Origin of the sequence: Thermococcus sp. EP1 (genome assembly GCF_001317345.1) — an archaeon.
Taxonomy (GTDB): Archaea; Methanobacteriota_B; Thermococci; order Thermococcales; family Thermococcaceae; genus Thermococcus_A.
The window spans coordinates 1-5,003 of sequence record NZ_JXCG01000023.1; the positions used below are offsets into that span (position 1 = coordinate 1).

Genomic DNA, 5,003 nt, shown 5'->3' on the forward strand with positions numbered 1-5,003 from the left:
CTTCACCGCCTGGAAAGTACTCAATTGGTGAGGACAAACCAAAGAAATGGGTAGCTCTAATAGCTGCAGCCCATCAAATTCCCTATGTGGCTACAGCAAGCATTGGAGACCCATATGATTTCTACAGGAAGATGAAAAAGGCCGCAAGTGTCGATGGGCCAGCATTTGTTCAAGTTTTAGCTCCATGTGTTCCAGGATGGAGAACTCCACCAGAGAAAACTGTGGAAATTGCAAAACTAGCGATTGAGACAGGTCTATGGCCTCTCTTTGAAATTGAAAACGGTGACTTCCATAACATTAAGTTCCAAAGATTCCCCAAAGATGGAAAGTTCAAAAAGCCAATTGAGGACTATCTTAGGCTCCAAGGAAGATTCAAGCACCTCTTCAAGAAGCCAGAAGCAATTGAAGAACTCAAGAGACAGATCAAAGAAGTCTGGAGAATCCTTGGTAAGGAAGTTGAGCTTCTCTAAATTTCTTCTTTTTGTTACTCATTTTTGTGTACTGTTGTGTAATTTATGGGCAAAGCTTATAAGATTAAGCTTCTTTTCTTAGATTAGCCTAAAAAATTTGAGGTGATGAAAATGACGATAAAAACTCCTCCCACTTTTAATGTTCCAGGTCTAGGCGCCGACCCTCTCACGCAAAGGATTAAGGAAAAAGAGAAACAGTGGAGATTTAGAATAGCAGTTTTAAGTGGCAAAGGTGGTGTTGGTAAATCAACAGTAGCCGTGAATTTAGCAGCAGCCCTCGCAAAGCAGGGATATTTTGTGGGAGTTCTTGATGCTGATGTACATGGTCCAAATATTGCCAAAATGCTTGGAGTTGAAAAAGCTGAAATTCTAGCTGAAAAGTTTGAAGATGGACATTTTGAGATGATACCCCCAATGAATGACTTTTTTGGACAAACAACTCCAATTAAAGTAATGAGTATGGGTTTTATGGTGCCTGATGATCAACCTATTATCTGGAGGGGAGCTCTGGTTACAAAGGCCATTAAACAACTTCTTGGTGATGTTAAGTGGGGAACTTTAGATTTCATGATAGTGGATTTCCCACCCGGAACTGGAGACCAAATTTTAACAGTTACTCAAACATTAAGTCTAGATGCTGCCATAATAGTTACCACTCCTCAAGAAGTGGCGTTACTTGATACTGGAAAAGCAGTAAATATGATGAAGCAGATGGAAGTTCCTTATGTGGCTGTTGTTGAAAACATGAGTTACTTAATATGTCCTCATTGTGGAAATAAGATTGATCTCTTTGGAGAAGGTGGTGGAGAAAAGCTTGCAGAAAAAGAAGGGGTAGACTTTCTTGGGAAGGTTCCTATTGATCTTAAGGCAAGAGAGGCAAGTGACAATGGTATACCCATAGTGCTTTTTGAAGATACACCAGCAGCAAAAGCATTTATGGAAATTGCCCAAAAACTTGCTAAGAGGCTGGAGAAAAAAGAGGGTGGGGATTAGTCTCCTATCCTCTTTGATAAGTGACTGTGTTCCATCTAGGAACGGTGAGGCTTTCAGAAGAGAAAAGTAAAATTTAAATTCATTATTTTTTATTACTCATCAAGGCATCATTTAAAGGGTATAATTTTATCTGGTGGCGCCGATGAAAAAGATCCTGTTGATATTACTCGTAATATTGATGCTTCCTCTAGTTTCTGCAGCAGAATTAAGTTTCTATCCAGATGAAAAGGCTTTTGAGGAGTTTCTTAATGATGAAGGGGGATATTATGTGGTTTCAGGGGAGAGTGAGTACTCTCAAGCGTGGGCAACATATTTAGATGCAAAACTCTCACGATTTAAAGAAAGGGGTCAAGAGGTTATTGTTCTTGTTGGAAACGTTTATGAAAACCCAAAAATGAAGGAGTTGTGGGAGTTAACAGGTCTTCCTTATGAGGCTTCATTGAACCCCTCAGTGATAGTTCTTGATAATGCAGTATTTTTTACTGGGAATGAGGAGAATATCTACTTAATCGAGGAACCATTTTCTCAAAAATATGCCTTTGAAATTAAAGAAATATATGGGGCTCTTTTAATTGTCTCCCTGTTGGTGTTTTTATTTACATTTTTGTTTTCGAAACATGGAAAGTACACACATTTCTTCTATATTCTGGTGGTAGCTCTCCTTGCGTTATGGTTTTCTAACTCGAGTTTATTTACAATAAGTGAAGTATTCTTGAAGTCAATTTTTCAAAATGCTCTTATTGGTCAGGAAAAAGGCTCTCTTCTAACATTATTCTTTAATCTTTATTTTAGGGTGTATTCTCCAACTGAAGAGGCAGTTTTAATTCTTCATTTATCCTTGATACTTTTGATAGCGACTTTACTCTTTTTCATTGCTCCAAAGCCCTATAGGGAGCTTGGTTTTGTTGTGTTTGGGTTAACTTTTGCTTCACCTACATTTAGGCATTCTTTGGAAACTTTTAACGGGTCGATATTTGAGATACTCTTTCTTGTTACTGTGCTGGCTATAGTATTGAATACAAAATTCATTGAAGAGGACTCTAAGTTAATAAAACAAATAATGATTTTATCAGTTATTACTGGATTTGGGGTATTAATCTGGCCTTATCTCTTATTAATCCCAGTTTTCATGTTTCTTGCACTTCCAACAAAATCTATGAAGAATTATCTGTATTTGGGTCTTACTGCGGCAATATTCCTTGCAGGTAGGAGTTACTTTAACGTCCCTCTCCCTGAATGGCCACTTGTTGTACGTTTTGATTATTTGATAGTATTTATGAAAGAGGGCATTGTACAGCTTATTTTAATTTCTTATGTTCTCTTCAGATTTAGAAGGTCAATACTAAGAATGAAAGGAGGCAAAGCGCTATTACTTTGGCTTTTCCTATCCTACTTGGTACTTGGGTTGGCAATTCCTGAGGTTATGCTTGCACTTATCTTGGTATCTTCTGGACTTGCTGTAAGGTTGATTACCGAGCTTTATCTGACTTGAAAAGCCCCTTGCTCTAAAGATAATCGCCTGGGAATTTTATTGCCCCGAAGACTGCCGGTTTTAAATACGGTCCAATCTCTTTTATTATTCCTGGGGCTTGAGTACCTTTTTTGAGAACTAGTAAAGTCTCCATTAATCCAAGTTCTTCTAAACGTATTACATCTCGTGAATGGCCTGTTTCAATGAGAGCTTTTTCAACATTCTCACTTACTGTCCCAGCAATAAAAATCTTGTCATGGCCATCATTCAACCATTTGTTTATCTTTGTGAGCTGTCTTTTTGTAAATTCTACTTCAATTTCTCTTGTTCCAAATTCTACCTTCTTTACCTCGACTTCAACTGGAAGATAATCTATCCACCCAAATTCTCTTATCATCCGCCTAACGGGTTTTTCTCCAAAGGTGGACTTGAGGTAGTAAAGTGGAATGAGAGCGTCCTTTGGAACAGGCGAGAAAATCCCTATATCAACATAAACACCATATCCTATTTTCCCTAGGTCAACAAAACGACCTTTATATATTCTTCCTTCTTTGATAGTACTGAGTTTGTAGGGAATTTCCCCAAATTCCTCCCTAATGAGGTTCGCAGAAACCTCCTCGTCTTCTCCTTCTAGGGATATTTTTGCCCATTGTCTTTGGGTTATACCTACTTTCCAGGAGATTTCTAAATCCCCAATAAGAGATTTAAGCTTCCTATCAAGTTTTTCAAAACCACTTCGATCTCCATAAATTTTTTCAAGAATAACTATTTCCATGTTATCATCCCCGCAGTTCATTATTTATCCAAAAATCAAGCTTTAAGCCCTAGTTCTTTTTCAAGTTTTTTTATCTTTTCTTGAAGCTCTTTCACAATTTCGGTGTTGTCATATTGCATAAGCATTTCTCCGCATAGAGGGCATCTGAATTCATATTCCATGGCTTCATCAAAAGTTAACCTTGGATGTCCTGGAGTTCCGCAGTGGTAATAAATCTCTCTAGTTTCTTCATCAAGCACTTCTTTGAGTTTTTTAAGTTCTTGCATTTTTTTGGCTTTTATTATTTCGGGCAGTCTTTTTGTTTCAAGACGCCAGTAATAGTAGTACCATCCAGTATCCTTATCTCTGGTTCTTCTGAACTCTGCGAGCTGGTTGTCGTAGAGAGAATAGAGAATTTTGCGCACAGTATTTACTCTTATTCCAGTTACTTCGGCTAGTTCCTCGTCTGTAGCTTCACCTTTCTTTTCTAGAGCCTTGATTACCTCTATTGCCTCTTCCCCCCCGATTTCCTCTGCAAACTTCATGAGTTCCTTGTTTCTTTTTCTTGCCATAAATAAGCCCTCCAAATCATTGGATTTCATGCTAAAAATTAATTTTTCTGCTCTTTTAGGTGGCTCTATTTATATATTATGGCCCCTATGGTATATATAGGTTTTTGTCGAAAAAAGGAGGTTAATGTATAAAAAAGGACGTCAATTTAATCAGTAAAGTACTCATCAACAAGTTCTTTTGCCGAAGGTTTGTAAAGTTCCAAAACTTCAATATTCTCTATCACATTTCCCTCTCTCAAAGTTAGCTTGACCTTTCCGCCATAAACTTGAAGATCGAGAAGACCATAAATAGCATCTTCAGCTTCTAAAGGGGTTTTGAACTTCATTATGTACTCACCACTTTCATCAATAAGCTTAACCCAATACTCGTTTTTCCTTTTGAATGGTCTAGTAACTTTAGGCTTAAACTTTTCAATTGTGATTTCCAATTAAGCCACCTCCATGATATCCTCGGGGTTTAGAGCACTTATTGTTCTTTTTATTGTTTATCTTTTTACTATTTTTAAGCCTTTGCCTGATGAGAACCATTATCTTTATTTATGCCCTTTTGTCATGAATAATCTAGGGAAGTGCCATGCATGCTATTGAAGTCAACAACTTAAAAAAACGCTATCCTAAAAAGATCCCTCTTCCGTTTAGGAAAGTGGAATGGGTTGAAGCTGTTAGGGGAATTAGTTTCAAAGTTAAGAAAGGTGAACTCTTTGGTCTTCTTGGTCCTAATGGAGCAGGAAAAACAACCACAA

The 5,003-nt window shown here is 37.6% G+C and carries 6 protein-coding genes and 1 pseudogene; 4 read left to right on the plus strand and 3 right to left on the minus strand.

Annotated elements, in window-relative coordinates; genetic code table 11:
* From EP1X_RS09740 to EP1X_RS09750, 3 genes and pseudogenes are all read left to right on the plus strand, one after another.
* Positions 1-470 (plus strand): annotated as a pseudogene (locus tag EP1X_RS09740) (pyruvate ferredoxin oxidoreductase); the annotation flags it as partial.
* Positions 471-581: 111 nt separating this feature from the next.
* A complete protein-coding gene (locus EP1X_RS09745) occupies positions 582-1,463 on the plus strand; it encodes an Mrp/NBP35 family ATP-binding protein (protein ID WP_055284032.1) in 882 nt (293 codons plus the stop codon).
* A gap of 142 nt (positions 1,464-1,605) precedes the next feature.
* Positions 1,606-2,955 carry a hypothetical protein gene (locus EP1X_RS09750; protein WP_055284034.1) on the plus strand — a complete coding sequence of 450 codons (1,350 nt, stop codon included), beginning with the start codon at positions 1,606-1,608 and terminating at the stop codon, positions 2,953-2,955.
* A gap of 13 nt (positions 2,956-2,968) precedes the next feature.
* Here EP1X_RS09750 and EP1X_RS09755 read toward each other — a convergent pair whose 3' ends face one another.
* The 3 genes from EP1X_RS09755 to EP1X_RS09765 form a co-directional block, all read right to left on the minus strand.
* Positions 2,969-3,709: a DUF2110 family protein gene (locus EP1X_RS09755; protein ID WP_055284036.1), complete on the minus strand. Its 741-nt coding sequence runs from the start codon at positions 3,707-3,709 to the stop codon at positions 2,969-2,971.
* A gap of 35 nt (positions 3,710-3,744) precedes the next feature.
* On the minus strand, positions 3,745-4,290 hold the full coding sequence (gene tfe / locus EP1X_RS09760) for a transcription factor E (protein WP_082391565.1): 546 nt from the start codon (positions 4,288-4,290) through the stop codon (positions 3,745-3,747).
* A gap of 116 nt (positions 4,291-4,406) precedes the next feature.
* Positions 4,407-4,688 carry a hypothetical protein gene (locus EP1X_RS09765; RefSeq protein WP_055284039.1) on the minus strand — a complete coding sequence of 94 codons (282 nt, stop codon included), beginning with the start codon at positions 4,686-4,688 and terminating at the stop codon, positions 4,407-4,409.
* A gap of 146 nt (positions 4,689-4,834) precedes the next feature.
* Between EP1X_RS09765 and EP1X_RS10035 the strand changes: the two genes are divergently transcribed.
* Positions 4,835-5,003, plus strand: a 169-nt coding sequence (locus tag EP1X_RS10035; RefSeq protein ID WP_156300739.1) for an ATP-binding cassette domain-containing protein, incomplete at its 3' end; no start/stop codon positions are given.